General features: G+C 57.1%; 17 protein-coding genes. 3 read left to right on the top strand and 14 right to left on the bottom strand.

Translation table 11 applies throughout. From position 1 onward, the window contains the following. Positions 1-10 precede the first annotated feature (10 nt). The 8 genes from QPL98_RS00650 to QPL98_RS00615 all read right to left on the bottom strand — a co-directional run bounded on the left by QPL98_RS00650 (position 11) and on the right by QPL98_RS00615 (position 8,759). Positions 11-1,060, bottom strand: coding sequence for an FAD:protein FMN transferase (locus tag QPL98_RS00650; protein WP_011785399.1), 1,050 nt, complete (start codon positions 1,058-1,060; stop codon positions 11-13). Positions 1,061-1,069: 9 nt separating this feature from the next. Beyond that, positions 1,070-2,296, bottom strand: coding sequence for an NADH:ubiquinone reductase (Na(+)-transporting) subunit F (nqrF, locus tag QPL98_RS00645; protein WP_011785400.1), 1,227 nt, complete (start codon positions 2,294-2,296; stop codon positions 1,070-1,072). 37 nt (positions 2,297-2,333) lie between these two features. Then, positions 2,334-2,942 carry an NADH:ubiquinone reductase (Na(+)-transporting) subunit E gene (gene nqrE / locus QPL98_RS00640; RefSeq protein WP_286897002.1) on the bottom strand — a complete coding sequence of 203 codons (609 nt, stop codon included), beginning with the start codon at positions 2,940-2,942 and terminating at the stop codon, positions 2,334-2,336. After that, the gene (locus tag QPL98_RS00635; protein WP_008175066.1) at positions 2,942-3,607 is read right to left on the bottom strand and encodes an NADH:ubiquinone reductase (Na(+)-transporting) subunit D; all 666 of its coding nucleotides are present in this window, start codon (positions 3,605-3,607) and stop codon (positions 2,942-2,944) included. The genes nqrE and QPL98_RS00635 overlap by 1 nt, the downstream gene beginning before the upstream one ends. A gap of 2 nt (positions 3,608-3,609) precedes the next feature. Then, on the bottom strand, positions 3,610-4,413 hold the full coding sequence (locus tag QPL98_RS00630) for a Na(+)-translocating NADH-quinone reductase subunit C (RefSeq protein WP_053112423.1): 804 nt from the start codon (positions 4,411-4,413) through the stop codon (positions 3,610-3,612). Further along, positions 4,406-5,614, bottom strand: a complete 1,209-nt coding sequence (locus QPL98_RS00625; RefSeq protein ID WP_303292445.1) for an NADH:ubiquinone reductase (Na(+)-transporting) subunit B — start codon at positions 5,612-5,614, stop codon at positions 4,406-4,408. Before QPL98_RS00625 ends, QPL98_RS00630 begins: the two co-directional genes overlap by 8 nt. Positions 5,615-5,618: 4 nt before the next feature. After that, the gene (locus QPL98_RS00620; protein ID WP_199455816.1) at positions 5,619-6,965 is read right to left on the bottom strand and encodes a Na(+)-translocating NADH-quinone reductase subunit A; all 1,347 of its coding nucleotides are present in this window, start codon (positions 6,963-6,965) and stop codon (positions 5,619-5,621) included. 324 nt (positions 6,966-7,289) lie between these two features. Beyond that, positions 7,290-8,759 (bottom strand): glyceraldehyde-3-phosphate dehydrogenase, encoded by a 1,470-nt coding sequence (locus QPL98_RS00615; protein ID WP_014421080.1) that lies wholly within the window; start codon positions 8,757-8,759, stop codon positions 7,290-7,292. A 171-nt stretch (positions 8,760-8,930) separates the two neighbouring features. Here QPL98_RS00615 and mfd point away from each other — a divergent pair, with 171 nt between their 5' ends. Together mfd and QPL98_RS00605 are read left to right on the top strand one after the other, a co-directional pair. After that, on the top strand, positions 8,931-12,452 hold the full coding sequence (gene mfd, locus QPL98_RS00610; RefSeq protein WP_153740432.1) for a transcription-repair coupling factor: 3,522 nt from the start codon (positions 8,931-8,933) through the stop codon (positions 12,450-12,452). A 29-nt stretch (positions 12,453-12,481) separates the two neighbouring features. After that, positions 12,482-13,276 (top strand): CsiV family protein, encoded by a 795-nt coding sequence (locus QPL98_RS00605; protein WP_153740433.1) that lies wholly within the window; start codon positions 12,482-12,484, stop codon positions 13,274-13,276. Here the strand turns inward: QPL98_RS00605 and QPL98_RS00600 are convergent. Genes QPL98_RS00600 through QPL98_RS00580 form a run of 5 tightly spaced genes read right to left on the bottom strand, consistent with a single transcriptional unit; the run spans position 13,257 to position 17,497 of the window. Then, positions 13,257-14,045 (bottom strand): S-methyl-5'-thioinosine phosphorylase, encoded by a 789-nt coding sequence (locus tag QPL98_RS00600; RefSeq protein WP_023009890.1) that lies wholly within the window; start codon positions 14,043-14,045, stop codon positions 13,257-13,259. The two genes, QPL98_RS00605 and QPL98_RS00600, sit on opposite strands and share 20 nt — an antisense overlap. Continuing rightward, positions 14,042-15,283, bottom strand: a complete 1,242-nt coding sequence (locus tag QPL98_RS00595; protein ID WP_014421076.1) for a mechanosensitive ion channel family protein — start codon at positions 15,281-15,283, stop codon at positions 14,042-14,044. Before QPL98_RS00595 ends, QPL98_RS00600 begins: the two co-directional genes overlap by 4 nt. A gap of 23 nt (positions 15,284-15,306) precedes the next feature. Continuing rightward, positions 15,307-15,807, bottom strand: a complete 501-nt coding sequence (locus tag QPL98_RS00590; RefSeq protein ID WP_023010568.1) for a L,D-transpeptidase — start codon at positions 15,805-15,807, stop codon at positions 15,307-15,309. 58 nt (positions 15,808-15,865) lie between these two features. Beyond that, entirely contained in the window at positions 15,866-16,543 is a 678-nt protein-coding gene (locus tag QPL98_RS00585) for a TetR/AcrR family transcriptional regulator (RefSeq protein ID WP_011785412.1), read from the bottom strand. A gap of 60 nt (positions 16,544-16,603) precedes the next feature. Next, complete coding sequence (locus QPL98_RS00580; RefSeq protein WP_022991586.1) at positions 16,604-17,497, bottom strand: hypothetical protein; 894 nt, start codon at positions 17,495-17,497, stop codon at positions 16,604-16,606. Positions 17,498-17,654: 157 nt separating this feature from the next. Between QPL98_RS00580 and QPL98_RS00575 the strand changes: the two genes are divergently transcribed. Continuing rightward, positions 17,655-18,272, top strand: a complete 618-nt coding sequence (locus QPL98_RS00575) for a riboflavin synthase subunit alpha (protein ID WP_153740434.1) — start codon at positions 17,655-17,657, stop codon at positions 18,270-18,272. A gap of 3 nt (positions 18,273-18,275) precedes the next feature. Here the strand turns inward: QPL98_RS00575 and QPL98_RS00570 are convergent, their stop codons facing one another. After that, on the bottom strand, positions 18,276-19,415 hold the full coding sequence (locus QPL98_RS00570) for a class I SAM-dependent methyltransferase (protein ID WP_278351332.1): 1,140 nt from the start codon (positions 19,413-19,415) through the stop codon (positions 18,276-18,278). Positions 19,416-19,469 lie beyond the last annotated feature (54 nt).

Raw genomic sequence — 19,469 nt, 5'->3', positions numbered from 1 at the left:
CTGCCCTCCTTTACTGGACAAGGTAAGACGAGAACGCCGGTGTTTGGTGGGTTTCAAAGCCGTTGTCTCCCCTCACAATAAAAAATGCGGGAATGTTTTCACGGGTTGCCAAGCCCATGGCCTTGTCAAAACCCATCACATTAAAGCCGGTTGCCAAGGCATCTGCCGTCATACAGTCTTCTGCAATAACCGTAACCGATGCCAGTCGATGACCAATCGGCTTTCCCGTCTCAGGGTCTATTGTATGGGAGTACCGCTGGCCGTTCGATTCGTAATAGTTACGATAATCGCCGGACGTCGCCATGGCCTGAGCATCCAGCGCCACCACACTATTTACTGCCCGGCCCTGCTCTATCGGTTGCTCAATAGCCAGACGCCAGGCGGTACCGTCCGGCTTGCGTCCATTGGTACGCACTTCGCCGCCCACTTCCACAAGGTAAGCGCCAACACCTTCACTGTCGAGGTAACGGGCCACCGCATCCACGCCATAGCCCTTGGCAATACCCGACAGATCAATGTACTGGGGCTTCTCGCTGCGAATGGCACTGGCCAATTCATCGAACTCCAGGTGCTCCCAACCGGTGCCACCAAGTACGGTGTTCAGTTCATCGTCGGAGGGTATCTGTTCAGGCCGCGCCTTGGGCCCAAACCCCCAGAGATTCACTACCGGGCCAATGGTCACGTCGAACGCCCCACCCGTCAGTTCAGCAATCTCGACTGACCGCCGGATAACCTCGAACAATGCCGGCGAAAGCTCAATCCACTCCGACTGGTCCCGCAGACTGTTCAGTTGAGACAGCTCGGAATCCGGCTTCCAGGTCGACATGGCATTGTCCACCTGATCCAGCGTGCTCTCGATGCCCTTGGCCAGAGTCTGAAGCCGTTGCTCATCTTCTGGCAATACGACGTTAATGTGATAGGTCGTCCCGAAAATCCCGCCAGAGATCTCCCAGACTTTTTCTTCTTCCTGAAACGAACAACCCGCCAGGGTGGCCAGAGCCAGCGCCATAAAGACGCTGACCACGGCTACCCTGGCGGGTCGAAACATGCGGGATGTCATGCGGTCTGATTAACCTCCGAAGTCATCCAGCATGATGTTCTCGTCTTCTACACCAAGATCTTTCAACATCTTGATCACAGACGCGTTCATGATTGGGGGTCCACACATGTAGAACTCACAGTCTTCCGGAGCCGGATGGTCCTTCAGATAGTTTTCGTACAACACGTTGTGGATAAAGCCCGTAGGGCCGTTCCAGTCATCGGTTGGCAGGGGGTCTGAAAGCGCCACGTGCCACTCGAAGTTGTCGTTCTCTGCAGCCAGACCGTCGAAGTCTTCCACGTAGAACATTTCGCGTACGCTACGCGCACCGTACCAGAAGCTGATCTTGCGCTTGGAGTTCAGGCGCTTGAGCTGGTCGAAGATGTGGGAGCGCATGGGCGCCATACCGGCACCACCACCGATAAACACCATTTCCGCATCGGTATCCTTGGCGAAGAACTCACCAAACGGTCCCATGACGGTGACCTTGTCACCCGGCTTCAGGTTGAACACGTAAGTGGACATGATACCTGGCGGATGATCAGTTCCAGGAGGCGGCGTAGCGATACGGATGTTGAACTTGAGAAGACCTTTTTCTTCCGGGTAGTTCGCCATGGAATAGGCCCGGATGGTTTCTTCCTTGTTCACGCCCTTGTAGCGCCAGATATCGTGCTTGTCCCAGTCCTCGTGGAACTCTTCCTCGATGTCGAAATCCTTGAAGTTGATTTCGTACGGAGGGCATTCCAGCTGCACGTAACCGCCGGCGCGGAAGTCTACTTCCTCGCCTTCAGGCAACTTCAGTACCAGTTCCTTGATGAAGGTGGCCACGTTGTGGTTGGAGATAACCTCACATTCCCACTTCTTCACACCGAAGAACTCTTCAGGCACTTCGATCTTCATGTCCTGCTTCACAGGAACCTGGCAAGACAGGCGCCAGCCTTCTTTTTCTTCACGATTAGTGAAGTGGGTCTTTTCCGTGGGCAGCATGGCGCCACCGCCGTCCAGAACCTTGCACTTGCACTGGGCACAGGTACCGCCACCGCCACAGGCAGAGGACAGGTAGATGCCGCTGTTGGCCAGAGTACCCAGCAGCTTACCGCCCGCGGCGGTCTTGAGCGTGTGCTCGGGGTCGTCGTTGATCTCAATGGTCACGTCACCGGTGCTTACCAGCTTGGAGCGGGCTGCGAGGATAACCGCAACCAGCGCCAGAACGATAACGGTGAACATGACCACGCCGAGAATAATTTCTGTATTCATGGTCTCGCCTTTTCGTTAAACCGAATCACCGGGTGAATTACAGTGAGATGCCGGAGAACGACATGAAACCCAGTGACATCAGACCAACGGTAATGAAGGTGATGCCAAGGCCACGCAGTCCGTTCGGAACATCGCTGTACTTGAGCTTTTCACGGATACCCGCCAGAGCAATGATGGCCAGGGCCCAGCCAAGGCCGGCGCCGAAGCCATACACCACACTCTCGCCGAAGGTGTAGTCACGCTCCACCATGAACAGCGAGGCACCCAGAATGGCGCAGTTCACTGTAATCAGTGGCAGGAACACACCCAGAGCGGCATAGAGCGCCGGGATATACTTGTCCAGTACCATTTCCATGATCTGAACAATCGCCGCGATTACCCCGATATACGTCAGCAATCCGAGAAAGCTCAGGTCTACGTTCGGCAGGCCAGCCCAATCCAGGGAGCCTTCGCGCAGAACGCTGTTGTACAGAAGGTTGTTCACCGGAACGGTGACCGTCAGCACGACCACCACGGCAATGCCAAGACCGGTTGCGGCCTCGATCTTCTTGGAGATGGCCAGGAAGGTACACATCCCCAGGAAGAAGGCCAGCGCCATGTTTTCAACAAAAACAGCCTTCAGAATCAAGCTGATATAATGCTCCATCAGAAGGCCTCCTTGGCGACATGGCGAGACATTTTATAGTCCGGCTCTTCAACCTGCTCCGGCTTCCAGGTCCGCAGACCCCAGATCGCCAGGCCGATAATAAAGAACGCACTCGGCGGCAGCAGCAACAAGCCGTTAGGAATGTACCAGCCACCTTCGTTCACCACCGGCATCAGGGAGACACCGAACAGTGAGCCGGCGCCCAGCAATTCACGGAAGAAGGCAACGAAGATCAGGAGTACCGAGTAGCCCAGACCGTTACCAACGCCGTCCAGGAAGCTCAGCCAGGGGCCGTTCTTCATGGCAAAGCCTTCCGCGCGGCCCATAACGATGCAGTTGGTGATAATCAGACCAACGAACACTGAGAGCTGCTTGGAAATCTCGTAGGCATAGGCCTTGAGCACCTGGTCAACCACGATTACCAGGGAGGCGATAATGGTCATCTGCACGATGATCCGGATACTGCCCGGAATCTGGGTGCGTACCAGGGACACGGCCAGGTTGGAAAATGCGGTAACGGCAATAACCGCCGCGCACATAACAAGTGTAACGTTCATGCTGGTGGTAACCGCCAGCGCTGAACAGATCCCCAGGATCTGCAGGGCAATCGGGTTATTGCTGAAGATCGGTTCGAAGAGAACCTGTTTGGCTGATGCATCTGCCATGATCAGACCTCCCCTTCACGAAGTTTTTGCAGGAACGGCGCGTATCCGCGGTCGCCCATCCAGTAGTTAACCAGTTGCTCAACGCCGCGACTGGTCAACGTTGCCCCGGACAGAGCATCCACTTTATGCTGCCTTTTTTTTGCATCAACGTTTACGCCACCTTTAACCAGTTTGATCTGCGGTTCAGTGCGATCACCATCATAAACTTTCTTCCCCACCCACTGCGACTTCCAGCGTGGATTGTCTACCTCCCCACCGAGGCCCGGAGTTTCGGCGTGGGAGTAAAAGCCAAGCCCTTCAATGGTGTTCAAATCACCTTCCAGCGAAATGAAGCCATACAATGTAGACCAGAGGCCATAACCATGAATTGGCAGTACCACACGCACTAGCTCTCCGTTCTCGCTCAGCGTATACACCCTGGCAACATTCGGCCGGCGCTTGATGCCAGCCTTGTCTTCCGAGGAAGGAATATCCGTAGACAACTGAGGGTCCGAGGCAGCCTTGTACATATCATATTTCATGGGCTCAGCAACACCAACGGCGGAAGGCTTTACAAATTTACCAGTATCCAAATCCACCAGGCGAACATCGAAACTCTCGAATTTCTGCAAAATCTGCTCTGCAGTATCGCCTTGATCCAGCATACCTGCGGCAGAGAGAATGTTCGTTGTCATATCAAGATGCTGATTCTTGACCTGGGCAGGTCTGAGCATGACCGCCGCGGTGGATACCACGACAGAGAACACGATACTCAGCACCAGCGCAACGATCAGCGTGCGGGAGACGGTTTCTTTAGCTTTAGCCACGAGCAAGCCTCCGTTTGATGTTGGCCTGAACCACGTAATGGTCCATCAATGGCCCGAACAGGTTTGCGAACAGGATGGCAAGCATGATGCCTTCCGGGAACGCCGGATTGATCACGCGGATCAGCACAGTCATCACGCCTACCAGAATACCGAAACACCAGCGACCCGTGTCAGTCATCGCGGCGGACACCGGATCCGTCGCCATGAACATCATGCCAAAGGCAAACCCGCCCATGACCAGATGCCAATGCGCCGGAACCGCGAACATCGGATTGGTCTCGGAACCTATGATGTTTAGCAGCAGCGACATGCCGATCATACCGATCAACACACCTCCGACGATGCGATAGGAGGCAATCTTCATGGCCAACAGGATCAGGCCACCAATCAGAATGGCCAGTGTCGAGGTCTCACCCATCGAGCCCTGAATGGTGCCCATGAAGGCGCTCATCCAGCCAATTTGAGCTTCCAGAGCTTCCAGACCACCACTGGCGGCCCAGCTCAGCGCCGTCGCGCCACTGAAGCCGTCAACCGCAGTCCAGACGGTGTCGCCGGAAATCTGCGCCGGATAGGCGAAGTACAGGAAGGCACGACCGGTCAGGGCCGGGTTCAGGAAGTTCTTGCCGGTACCGCCGAACACTTCCTTACCGATCACCACACCGAAGGTGATACCCAGGGCCACCTGCCACAGCGGGATGGTGGGCGGGCAGATCAGTGCAAACAGTACGGAGGTCACAAAGAAGCCTTCGTTCACTTCGTGCTTGCGCACGGTGGCAAACAGGACTTCCCAGAAACCACCCACAATGAAGGTAACCGCGTAGATGGGCACGAAATACGCCAGGCCATAGACGAAGTTATCCCAAAGGCCGGCTCCGGCTCCGGTTACCGCCAGGGCGGTAATGAAGGCTTCACGCAGGCCGCCGTCGGCAATCTGGGCGCCGGCATTTTCTGCCAGGAAGCTGTTGGCCTGGAAACCGATGTTCCACATACCGAAGAACATGGCCGGGAAGGTACACAGCCACACAGTGATCATGATGCGCTTGAGGTCTACGCCATCACGCACATGGGAGGTGGTCTTGGTTACGCTCGCAGGCGAGTAGAAAATTGTATCAACGGCTTCGTACAGGGCGTACCAGCGCTCGTACTTGCCGCCTTTTTCAAAGTGATGCTCGATTCCATCGAGAAACTGTCGGATTGCCATCGTATTAGCCCTCGATCTCGATTCGGGTCAGGTTCTCGCGGAGAATCGGACCGTATTCATATTTGCCGGGGCACACGAAGGTGCACAGCGCCAGATCTTCTTCATCCAGCTCCAGGGCACCCAGTTTCTGTGCCATTTCGGTATCGCCCACAATCAGTGCGCGCAGCAGCTGGGTTGGCAGGATATCCAGCGGCATAACCTGTTCATACGCACCTACCGGCACCATGGCTCGCTCACTGCCATTGGTGGTGGTGGTAAAGTTGAACAGCTTGCCCGGGTTAAGCTTGGACAGATAGATATTCAGCACCGAGAACTTGTTGGGGCCCGGAGACAACCAACCCATGAACTCACGCTTGCTCTGCTCTTCCAGCACGCTTACCTGGTTGGCAAAGCGGCCTAGGTAGGCGCAGGGGCCTTCGCCGCGACGGCCACCAAACACAGAACCGGAAATAGCACGAACCTGACAGTCAGTCGCCACTTCGCCGTCCAGCAACTCCTGCAGGCTGGCACCCAGACGGGTACGAACCAGGCGGGGCTTGGAGGCTTTCGGGCCAGCAATCGCCACAATGCGCTCTACCGGCACTTCACCGGTTTCGAACAGCTTGGCGATGTCGATAACGTCCTGGTAGTTGATGGACCAGACAGTTTTGCTGGCAGATACCGGATCCAGGTGATGGATATGGGTACCTACGTTGCCGGCCGGGTGCACACCGTCAAACTGGTGTACTTCGATATTGTCGGCCTTGGGCACAGAAACATTCGCGCCGGGCTTGCCGGTTACAAATACCTTGCCGTTGGTCAGGCGGGAGATGATGGTCAGGCCTTTTTCAAAAGCCTTGCTGTTCTCGCCGATGATAACGGTGGGGTCTGCCGCCAGGGGGTTGGTGTCCATCACAGACACGAAAATGGAATTCGGTGCGGAATCGATTTCCGGAACCTTGCTGTATGGCCGCGTGCGGAAAGCTGTCCACAGGCCGGACTCTACCAGGTTGTCGACCACCTGCTGGCGTTCCAGGCCGGCAAGGTCCGAATCGTTGTAACGGGCATAGGTTTCCGCATCGTTGCCATCGATTTCGATAACAACAGACTGGAATACACGACGCTCACCGCGATTGATTTCTTTCACCACGCCTGCGGCTGGTGAAGTATAACGAACGCCCTCGGTCTTCTTGTCCGTGAACAGCAGCGTACCGCGCTTGACACGGTCTCCCTCTTTCACAGCCATGGTCGGCTTCATGCCGTGATAGTCAAAACCGATCAATGCCACGTGGCGAATCGGCTTGCCATCTGTAATGGTCTGTTCGGGAGCGCCGCTGATGGGAAGATCCAGGCCTTTTTTGATCTTGATCATTAGCCTCATCCAATCATCAGAAACTGTTTCTGTGGATTTGTAACGCCCGGCCCCTGCGACCCTGGTTTCCTGTCCGGATTGCGCCGAACGGCTGCACCTTGAGGTTCAAATGCCATAGCAGTTGCTGCTGTTTGCCATTTGACGCAGGAAAAGATGAGAAACGGGGTGCCAGACATACCCAAAATCGCGCCAATTATAGAGATTAAGGAAACCTATTTCCACCGGTAACAAAAATGGTTTTGTACGGCCGAAGTAACAAAAAACCCCGGCAGCTGGCGCTACCGGGGCTTTCTGTCAATCAACTGCCGAGACCGGCCTACGACTTTAGTCGCGGGCGCGCTTCGGGAAGATCGGATAGGTTACGCCGGCCATCTGGTTCACACAACGCACAACCTGGGCGCTGTAGCCGAATTCGTTGTCGTACCACACGTACAGGATCAAACGCTTGCCATTGGCGATGGTAGCCTGGGCATCGACGATACCGGCATGACGGGAGCCCACGAAATCGGTGGAAACCACTTCCGGAGAGTTCACAAAGTCGATCTGCTTCTGCAGCTCGGAGTGAAGCGCCATATCGCGCAGATATTCGTTTACCTGCTCGGCATCCACATCGCTTTTCAGGTTCAGATTCAGGATCGCCATGGACACGTTCGGTGTCGGCACCCGGATAGCATTACCGCTCAGCTTGCCTTTCAGCTCCGGCAGTGCTTTGGCAACGGCTTTGGCCGCGCCGGTTTCGGTAATAACCATGTTCAACGGGGCGCTGCGGCCACGACGACTGCCCTTGTGGTAGTTGTCGATCAGGTTCTGGTCGTTGGTGTAGGAGTGAACGGTTTCAACGTGACCATCCTCAATACCGTACTCGTCATTGATGGCCTTCAGTACCGGAGTGATGGCGTTGGTGGTACAGGAAGCAGCAGACAGGATCTTGTCTTCGTCGGTGATCCAGTCGTTGTTGATGCCATAAACGATGTTCTTGATGTCGCCCTTGCCCGGCGCAGTCAGAATCACTCGACTGACACCCTTGGACTTCAGATGCAGGCCCAGGCCCGCTTCATCGCGCCACTTACCGGTATTGTCGACCACGATGGCGTTGTTGATGCCGTACTCGGTGTAGTCCACCTTGTCCGGACCATCGGAGTAGATCACCTTGATAAAGTTGCCGTTGGCGATCAGCGCAGAGTTCTCGGCATCGACCGTGATGGTGCCATCGAAAGGACCATGCACGGAGTCACGACGCAGCAGGCTGGCACGCTTTTCCAGATCGTTGTCAGCACCACCCTGGCGGACAACGATCGCACGCAGGCGCAGGTTGTTGCCGCCACCGGCCTTTTCAACCAGGATCCGCGCCAGCAGTCGGCCGATCCGGCCAAAGCCGTAAAGCACCACATCCTTCGTTTCTTCCTTGGCATCCTTGGCCGCCTCTTCGGCGTACTTGCCAACCACCGGGCCGATTTCCTTTTTCAGGAACTCGGTGAGGTCACCGCCCTCTGCCTTGAATTTGACCGCCAGCTTGCCAATATCCACGTGAGCGCGGCCAAGCTCCAGCTTGTCCATCGCCTCGAGAATGGGCAGCGTATCGTGAACAGACAGCTCGCTGTCCTCAACCTGACGCACAAAACGATGGGCGCGGATGATATCGATAACAGACTGGTTGATGATCGCACGGCCGTATACGGACGTAACAACGTTGTTTTTACGGTACAGGCGGCCGATCAACGGGATCATCGCTTCTGCGGTAGACTCCCGGTCAGTCCAGTTGGACAGGTGCTGGTTGATCTGTTCGTGACTCACGGTTGGAACCTCGTATAGCACTGGAAATAATTTGGGGCGCACATTATCCAACTTAAAAGGCGATACGGCAAATAGCCGTTTGTCTGCCCCGACCATGACACTGTCACAACCGGGCGATAGAATAGCGCCGCCCCGGCAAATGATGCATTTATTCAGGAGAACGCTTGCCCCATGACCAAAGGCCAGGCCCACGCCCCGCTTATCGCCCCCGCTGCCCCTGAAAAGGCTGCCGACCACAGAAAATGGGGGCAACTGAATGGCTGTGCCGACGCCCTGGCCATCTGCGAGAGCGCCCGCGCCCACAAAGGTCTGACACTGGTCATCACCCAAAGTACCAGCGAAGCCATCCAGCTGGAGCAATCCATCCGGTTTTTCCTGGGGCTGCCCACGGATGAAGACGGCGCCACCGTTTCCTCCGATGGCATTGAGCTTTTGTCGCTCCCCGACTGGGAAACACTGCCCTACGATCTGTTTTCGCCACACCAGGACATTACCTCGAGGCGGATTCGCTCCCTGCACCGGTTACCCGGCACACGCCACGGCATTCTGGTAGTACCGGCACGCACCCTGATGCACCGGCTTGCCCCCCCGAGCTATCTGCAGGGTAATACCCTGCTGCTGGAAGTGGGCCAGACCCTGGATATCGACAGCTGGCGAATGCAACTGGAGGCAGCCGGTTATCATCATACCGACAACGTGTATGAACACGGCGAGTATGCGGTACGGGGGGCCATCCTCGACATTTACCCCATGGGCTCTAACCTGCCCTACCGCATTGATCTGTTCGATGACGAAATCGAAACCCTCCGGACCTTTGACCCGGAAACCCAGAGATCCATCGATAAAACCGAACGCATCGAACTTCTGCCAGCCAACGAATTTCCCTGGCACAAGGAAGCCCGCTCAGGCTTTCGCAATCGCTGGTTTGAATACTTCCCCAATGCCGACAAAGACGCGCCGGTTTACCAGGATGTTACCCACGGCATCACACCGCCTGGCATTGAGTACTATCTTCCACTGTTTTTCGATGAAACCGCCACGCTGTTTGATTATCTGCCGGGCAGCACCCTGGTATTCACCGCCAACGGTCTCAATGATGCCGTCAATGCCTTTGATGCGGAAACCCGGGCCCGTTACGAAGACCGCCGTCACGATCGCCTGCGCCCTATTCTGCCCCCCTCCGAGCTGTTTCTGCAGCCGGATGAAGTGTTCGGGCAACTCAAACACTACCCCCGCATTACCTGCAGCAGTCAGGCCGAAGACGGCGCGGGCGCCAGCAACTGCGGTACCGAATCTCTCCCGGATGTCGCCATGGACGGGCGCGCCGCTGATCCGGCAGGGCGTCTCAAACGGTTCATCCAGGAGTTCCACGGGCGCATCCTGATCTGTGCTGAATCGTCCGGGCGCCGGGAGGCGCTGATTGACAACCTGGCCGATCACAAGCTCAAGCTGGCAACCGTGCAGAGCTGGTCGGAATTCCTCGAAAACGAGAGCACCACTCTGGCCATCACCATTGCCCCACTGGAACAGGGCATGGTGTTGCCCGGCCAGAATCTGGCACTGATTACCGAAACGGCGTTGTTTGGCGAGCGGGTGCTGCAGCGTCGCCGGCGCCAGAAACCAACCGAAACCGACGATGCCGGCTACCGGGACCTGTCTGAACTGAGAATTGGCGCACCGGTCGTGCATATCGACCATGGCGTAGGGCGCTACAAGGGGCTGGAGACACTCACCGCCGGCGGCCAATCCGACGAATTCCTGACCCTGGAATACGCCGGCGGCTCCAAACTCTATGTACCGGTGTCCAGCCTGCACCTGATTTCCCGTTACGCCGGCACCGATGAGGAACACGCACCGCTCCACAAGCTCGGAACAGAACGCTGGAGCAACGCCAAGCAAAAAGCGCTGGAAAAAATCCGCGACACCGCCGCAGAACTGCTGGATGTTTACGCCCGCCGGGAAGCCCGGAAAGGCTTCCAGTTTGAGGACCCGAAAGAGGCCTATCGGACCTTTGCTGCCGGCTTCCCGTTTGAGGAGACGCCGGACCAGCAGGTGGCCATCGAATCGGTGTTCGAGGATATGACGAGCGAACGCCCGATGGACCGGCTGGTATGCGGCGATGTCGGCTTCGGTAAAACCGAAGTCGCCATGCGCGCGGCTTTTCTGGCCACCTGGTCTGGCAAACAGGTGGCCGTGCTGGTGCCCACTACTCTTCTGGCCCAGCAACATTACGAGTCGTTCCGTGACCGGTTCTCGGATACGCCGGTAACTGTAGAGCTTCTGAGTCGCTTCCGCAGCGGCAGCCAGACCAGCAAGGCCATCACTGCCATAGAGGAAGGCAAGGCAGATATCGTCATTGGCACCCACAAGCTTCTGCAAGGCGATATCAACTTCAAGAATCTGGGGCTGGTGATTATCGACGAAGAACACCGGTTTGGCGTTCAGCAGAAGGAAAAACTGAAATCCCTGCGGGCCGAGGTGGATATGCTGACCCTCACCGCCACACCGATTCCCAGAACCCTGAACATGGCTATGGGCCACCTGCGCGACCTGTCCATTATCGCGACCCCACCAGCCCGCCGGCTGTCGGTGAAAACCTTTGTGCGCCAGCGCGACGACGCCATGGTGAAAGAAGCGATTCTGCGGGAAATCCTGCGGGGCGGTCAGGTCTATTTCCTGCACAATGATGTCGCCACCATCGAGAAAACCGCGGAAGATCTGCGCAAACTGATTCCGGAGGCGCGGGTGGGTGTGGCACACGGCCAGATGCGCGAGCGCCAGCTGGAACAGATCATGTCGGATTTCTACCACAAGCGTTTCAACGTACTGGTGTGCACCACTATTGTGGAAACCGGCATCGACATCCCCAGCGCCAACACCATTATTATTGAACGGGCAGACAAATTTGGCCTGGCGCAGCTGCACCAGCTTCGGGGTCGCGTGGGCAGGTCTCATCACCAGGCGTACGCCTATCTGCTGACACCACCGCCAAAGGCCATTTCCGCCGATGCAAGGAAGCGACTGGATGCGATTTCCGAATCCCAGGACCTGGGCGCAGGCTTCATGCTGGCCACCCACGACCTGGAAATCCGGGGCGCTGGCGAGCTGCTGGGTGAAGAACAGAGCGGTCAGATCGAAAGCATCGGCTTTACCCTCTACATGCAGCTGCTGGACGAAGCCGTAAAAGCGATTCGCGACGGCCGCACGCCCAACGCCGAGCTGCCTCTCAGCCACGGCACCGAAATGAACCTGCGCATTCCGGCCCTGATTCCCGACGACTACCTGCCAGATGTCCACAACCGCCTGATGCTGTACAAGCGTATTGCCAGCGTGAAGGATCGTGAGGCATTAAAAGAACTTCAGGTTGAGATGATTGACCGCTTCGGATTATTACCGCCCCCGGCCAAGAACCTCATGCGCCAGGCACAGCTACGCTTGCAGGCAGAGACTCTGGGCATCGTGAAAGTGGATGCCGGCAAGGAATGGGTGCGGCTTGAGTTCGGGGCAACGACACCGGTCGACCCTCTCGAACTGGTTAAAAAAGTGCAATCCGCTCCGGATCGATACCGGCTCGAAGGCGCCAACAGCTTTCGCTTCCGGCTGAATGATGACTCAACCGATGGTAAACTCGACGCCATCGCAGCGATGCTCGAAGAACTGGCGCCCGACAAGGCCCCGGCAAAGGCATCATGACAAAAAAGGATTCAGGTGGAGTAACGCCCTTGCAAGCTCACATTTTATGCTCCCGGCAAACCCTGGCCAGTGCCGCGCTGTTCGCCTCAGTTGCATTCACACCGGCAACCCTGTGGGCCCAGGGCGCTTCAGGCAATGTCCCGAACGACTACTACCGGGCAGAGCTGGTGATTTTACAGCGTCTGGTGGACCCGGCCGGCATTGAAGAGCAGATGGCGAACAAGTCGGTGGAACCTGTCGAAGAGGCCGGCAAAACCCTTTGGGTGGAGCAGGAATCCGGGGAGCGGGTAACCGAACTCAACCTGATACCCCGCAACCAACTGCACCTGGGCGAGGCGGCCAACCGGCTCGAGCGAAGCGGTAACTACCGGGTACTGGCGAGTGCCGGCTGGTATGAAGCCTTTCCGCCCGACTACGAGGGCGAACCTCTGCGTGTCGCAATCGGTGACTGGCTGGCCGAGTCTGGCCAACGAGCGGTGGAAGGCCAGATCACCATTGACCGCCAGCGCTACCTGCACGTTAATGTGCAGCTTAACCACTGGGCCGTCAGCGACGATCCCGAGGCTGTGCCGGCAGAGCCTGAAACACCGCCTCAGACCGAAGCGGTTGCGGAGTTTTCCGATCAGGACTCTGGCAATACACTTGATAGCGAAACCGGTGGTTCAGCATCAGAAGGCACCGGTACCGCTTACCAACTCCGTCCGGCACCAGTAGAACTGGTGACCTGGATTCGTGAAACGCGGCGGATGCGCAGTGAGGAAATCCACTTCATCGACTCCCCCACCGTCGGCGTCCTGGTTTTCTTCAAGAAGATTGAGGGGTAAGCGCAAGCTGCCCCAGACTTGCCATTGAACGCTCCAGAATCTGCCGAACGCCGGACATGCCCTGGGCAATCGCTTCTTCAATCTCGGCCATGGTAATAATGTGGTCGGTTTTACCCGCAGCCCAGTTCACCACCAGCCCGAGGCTGACGTACCGCAAGCCCAGCTCTGCCGCCAGCACTGCCTCGGGCATGCCGGTCATACCAACGATGTCACAGCCATCCCGCTCCATCCTGCGGATTTCCGCCGCCGTCTCCAGCCTGGGCCCCTGCGTCGCGCCATAGACGCCAAACCCGGAAAATGACAGCGACGCCGCGCGAGCAGCATCAATCAACACCTGACGCGCTTCCTGATCGTAGGGCCAGGTAAAATCAATGTGTGTAACTTCCTCCAGCTCGCCTTCGAAGAAAGTGCTGGCCCGGCCCCAGGTGTAGTCGATCAGTTGATCCGGGATCACGATGTGGGCCGGCCCCATATTGGCATGTATGCCACCAACCGCGTTTACACCCACCAGCACCCGAGCGCCGGCATCATGCAACGCCTGAATGTTGGCCCGGTAATTGACCTGATGGGGCGGAATCCGGTGCGGGTTACCATGACGCGCGAGAAAGATAACAGGCTGATCACCTAGTTGCCCCCGCACCAGCGTGGAGGAGGGCTCACCCCACGCAGTTGTCACTGTCTCTTCTCCGGTGATCTGGATATTGCTCAGGCTGGTCAGCCCCGTACCACCGATAATGCCTACCGGTACATTGTCATTCGTTACTGTCATTCCCCGTCTCCGGAATCTGAATCGGCTTCACCGTAACCGCCATCATGATCGATATTTTTTCCGGATTTTCCGGAATCAGCGTCCTTGTCCGAGGACTTGTCGTTTGAGTCCTCACGCTTTGAGGAATCGCGCCCGTCTACCCGCACCCCATCCGGCAGATGCAGCGTGCGCGTCGGGAAGGCCACCTCGGCGCCATGGTTTTCGATGATGTCACTGATTTTCAGTAATACATCTTCCTTCACCTCATGGAAACGCACCCACTGGGTGGTTTTGGTAAAGGTGTACACCATGATATCCAGTGACGATGAGTTAAACGCCAGAAAATTAACGATCAAGGTCTCGTTGGCATCAATCTCTTCATGATTCTTCAGCATCTCCCGGATTTCGTCCACGATGGTTTTCATGGAATGCACATCGGCATAGCGAATGCCGATGGTCTCGTAGATCCGGCGATTGGTCATACGTGATGGGTTTTCCACTGCAATAGTGGTAAACGCCGCATTGGGGACATAAAGCGGGCGCTTGTCGAAGGTGCGAATGGTGGTCAGTCGCCATCCGATATGCTCAACCGTACCCTCAATGCTCCGATCCGGGGATCGAACCCAATCCCCCACCTTGAACGGACGGTCCAAATGGATAATGAAACCACCGAAAAAGTTCGCCAGGAGATCTTTCGCGGCAAAACCAACCGCGATGCCCCCGACACCACCAAATGCCAGCACGCCCGAAATACTGAAGCCCAGGGTTTGCAGGGCGGTCAGAGCGGCGGTAATAATCACAACCGCGCGCGACAGCTTGCTGATGGCATTGACCGTGGTGTAATCCATCGGCTTGCGCATCTTGATCGGAGAGGTGAGGATATTCTCGAACTGTTTGATCAGCCGAATAAAAAACCAGACCACCACCCAGACAAAACCGATCTGAAGCAACGTTCCGTTAGCCTTGAAGACCTCAGCCTCGGAAAAATGGTGAGCCACTTCGGCAGCCCAATACACCCCTTGGAGCCACACGAAAGCCACGACAGGGCGACGGACCGCGTGCAGAATAGCATCATCCCAAAGGTTATGAGTGCTGGCGAATTTGCGCTCCAGCGCAGAAATCACATGACTGGCAATATAGGCAACCGCCGCCGTCCCCAGCACGAGCAGGAAAACCAGCACACCGGCCCGCCAACCTTCAGATAGCAACCCGAACTGCTCTATCCAGCCATTCAGTACACCCAAAACTTCGCCAATCATCCTGTCCCTCTGAATTATGCGGATTAATAGATACTGACTGGAGTCCCCGCTGGAACCCGGTCAAAAAGCTCAACAATATCGGTATTGCGCATCCGGATGCAGCCATGGGATCTGGCAACTCCCATAGGTTCACTGTCCGGCGTGCCGTGGATATAGATAAAACGACGAAAAGTGTCTACCCCCGGCCCACGGTTTCGCCCCCATTCACAGCCACAAAGCCAGAGTATACGGGTAAGAATCCAGTCGCGCCCCGGGTTCGCTGCCGCCAGACTCTGGCTGTAGATCTCGCCAGTGGGGCGGCGCCCACGATACACCGTATTTAATGGCTGCCCTGCCCCGATTCGGGCGCGGATATAATGCTTGCCAACAGGGGTACAGCCACTGCCGTCGGCCTGGCCGGGGCCATTCAGGCCGGTGGATACCGGGTAGCGGGCAATGATATCACCCGATTGAGTAGCCAGTGTCAGGAACTGATTGGCGATATCAATGGACAGGGTAACCCCGGGGGGCTTGTTATCGGGCATTGGTAACGACTTCCCTCCGGCTGCGAACCAGAGGGAAGACTACCCGAGGCGGGGGAGTTCAGGCAACCGAAACGCCTGAAGCGGTAGGCGGCACCAGCATTTTGTCTGGAGCCTTCATGCCTGCGGCCAGGAACGGCACCAGGCGTGCGGCAATTTCCTGAACCGTGGTTTCAACGCCGAGCTTGTTTTCGAGAATATCAATCAGGGCATCACTGCTGGACATGGTGAAGGCCGTCGCTCCCAGCATGAACTGGATGCGCCAGTAGCGATCAACCGAGGACAACTCAGGCGTGGCCTCTTTGAGCAAGCGCATGAAACGACCAAATGGCTCACTGTATTCCTGTTCGAGAAATTTACGCAGGTGGCCCTGAGACTGGGTATAGGCAAGACCGAGCAGGCGCATGAAGATGGATATGCCTTTCTCATTACGCTGAGGCATGCGCACGGCACTTTCCGTAAGCGCCCACAGGGTCTGGTTCAGCGTGGGCGGCTGGCCATCACAACGCTCTTCGAGTTCATCAAAGGCGGTATCCAGGGTGGCCGAAAACGGCGTCAGGAACCGGGCGAACACGGCGTGGATCAGGGCATTCTTAGACCCAAAGTGATAATTGACAGCGGCCAGATTTACCTTAGCCTTACTGGTAATCATACGAAGCGATGTTTCCGAGAACCCACGCTCGGCAAACAGCTCTTCGGCAGCGTCAAGAATGCGGTCAACGGTATCAGACTGCGCCATTTTGTTGTCAGAGCCTCTAGCAAACGTCTGTTTGAAACATACGTTTGAAGGCCTGTCATGTCAAGCTCGGTCTTCAGGAACCGCCGCCACTGCCTGCCACCCCCGGTCTATCGCGTCCTGATTGCCGTCGAAAAACGCTTGCTGGACTTTGCCATAGGCTTTCTCGGCTTCCAGCAGATAGATAAGATACAGCCGAACATGTTCCCGCCGGGTAAGATAACGCGGCAACACCCGTTGCTCAGACAGTCTGAGCAATTCACTGAAGCGGGTATGACGCAGTGTCGGGTTGTACTCTGCCATACGCGCACACTGCCATATCAGCCCGTCCTTTCCCTCCAGGTGGGCCGCATGTTTGCGGGCATCCCGAAGCATGCGCTGACGGCGAATAATTAAATCCATATAGGAGGGGCTGGACGTGTAAATCCGACGGATAAACGGCACTCCCAGCAACAGAATAATCACGAAAGCGCCAAAACCTCCACCGGCTACCCAGGCCGGCACAAAACCGGTCAAACCACTGAGGAAAAACGTCGCAGCCAAAAGGGCACTGAAGATCCACAGGTCTCGGCTACGCCGCGCAGCTGCCATCTGATAGTTATCCGGCCAGTCCGACATAGCCAGCAAGTTGAAGTCCATCAGCAGAACCCGGTCACACTGCCTTAGCATAAGACGCAGCTTGCGCTGTCGCGACTCCGCCAGCGCCTGCTCGATATCCGGATTCTCCGACCCGGTCTCGGCAGTCCGATCCTGCGATTCCTGCGCCCCGGGCTGCTCGCTGCCAGATTCAGCGTTCGGGCCCTGGTCATCGTCAGCCTGCAGAGCAGCGGTTCTTTGCGCGGCATTGAGGGCAGATTCCGGTGTTGCCGGCACCGGATCAGCGGCCCGACCGGGGCGAAGGACCGCTCCGGATGCATTGGCCGGATCTGTCTTGTCTACTGCTGTATTTTCCGCCATTGAGCTCACTGTTCTTCAGGTTCTTTATGCAAGTATCGACCTTTACGAACAATTCTTGAATGTCGGCTTTGCCGTCATAAGCGGCTTGCAGACTTCTTGGCAACACTGGCAGGCGCCGGTATGCTTGCGCCAATCAACGGCTTTCAGGAGAGCATGTATGTTTACCGGTATCGTTCAGGGCATTGCACGGGTCGAAAACGTGATCGCGGCGCCGGGCCTGAGCACCTTCGTGATCGAGTTCCCGGAAGACCGGGTTCAGGGCGTAACCATCGGTGCCTCGGTTGCCATCAACGGCACCTGTCTGACGGTTACCCGCCAGGAAGGCCACCGGCTGTACTTCGACGCCATGCAGGAAACCCTGCGCTTGACCACCCTCGGCGACCTGAAACCCGGCGACGAAATCAACTTCGAGCGCGCCGCCCGAATCGGCGATGAAATCGGCGGCCATCTGCTCAGTGGCCATATCCACACTACCGCAACCATCGTCGATATTCTGCGGCCGGAAAACAACGTGACCCTATGGTTCGAACTACCGGAAACCTGGGCGAAGTACATCTTCCCCAAAGGCTACATTGCCATCAATGGCGCCAGCCTGACCATTGGCGAGGTGGAAGGTAACCGCTTCAACGTCCACCTTATCCCGGAGACCCTGCGTGCCACCACGTTTGGGAAGGCCACTAAGGGGCAAAAGGTCAACATCGAGATTGATAGTCAAACCCAGACCATCGTGGATACCCTCGCGCGCCTCGGCTACGATCGCCCGGCGACGGCCTGAGACTCACACCGCGCCATTCCGGGCTTCGAACACCACGAATTTCGGGCTTGCAGCTCTCTGTTCAACGCTGCTGAAGTATTGTTTCAGGGAACGGTGATACCCCAGGTGGCGATTGCCCACCATCAATACGCGGCCGCCCGGCGCCAGATGCCGGGCGGCATCCCTGAACAGTCTCAGTGCGATGTGATCGCCTACCACGCCACCCTCATGGAAGGGTGGGTTCAGCAGAATAAGCTGATAGTCAGGCAAATCATCTGCGATGCCGTCCTGATGCCATAAGTGCACGCAATCGCCGCCCTCATACCGGCTCAGGTTATGCTCAACACTGGCAATGGCCTGGCTGGATACGTCACTGAAATGCACTTCGGCACCCGGTCTGCCGGCAAGCGCAGACAACCCGAGCACGCCATTTCCACACGCCAGATCCAGAATCCGCCCAGCCGGGGGCACTCGACTAACCGTCTGAGGAATCAGCGGTAACAACTCCCGCGTGCCAATATCCAGCTTTTCTCTGGCAAACACTGCGGGCAGTGCCTCGACCGGCCCGGGCAATCCTGCCACCGGGTAGCCGCGCCATTGCTCCTGCCATTCCGGCAATGTGGCCGAGCCACCACGACACACCACTACCCGCGCCTTTTTGCGGGCAGGCAACACCTGTTCGGTGACCACCGCACTGGCGAACACATCAACACTACGATCGGGCAGATGCTTGATCATACCGCCCGCCAGTATGCGCCCGTCTTCCGCCAGCACGCTGTTGAGCCACCGTAACAACCAGGCCAGATAACCGGCCTGGCGGGGAATACGGAGCAGCACCAGATCAAAGGGCCCTGAGGGTGGCCGACGCCAGTTCAAAACCGCGGGGCAGTCGGGCAACGCCGGATTGAGCGAAGCGTTCGTCAACAGGGAGTGGGCGAGCGTCGCGCTGTCGGCAACTGTCTGCGGCTGATAGCAGGCAAGCCCGAGGGTCAGCGCACCAAACTGGTCGTCCACCACCAGCACGCGCAAACCGTATGCCAGATAAGGCTCCGCAGCCGACAACAACAACTCGTCGGCAGCGTCCCAGGCGCGCAGCCCAGCCGTTCCGCCAGGCCGGATCAGGCGGAGTTCACCGGCAGGTGTCTGGAGTCTGACAGTTGTCATTTTGGGCTTCCGTTGGCAGCTTTCGGGAAAATAAACACTTTTAGGCTGTTTATT

Source organism: Marinobacter sp. ST-43 (genome assembly GCF_030541085.1).
Classification (GTDB): domain Bacteria; phylum Pseudomonadota; class Gammaproteobacteria; order Pseudomonadales; family Oleiphilaceae; genus Marinobacter; species Marinobacter nauticus.
This window is presented reverse-complemented; position numbering and strand designations above follow the sequence as displayed.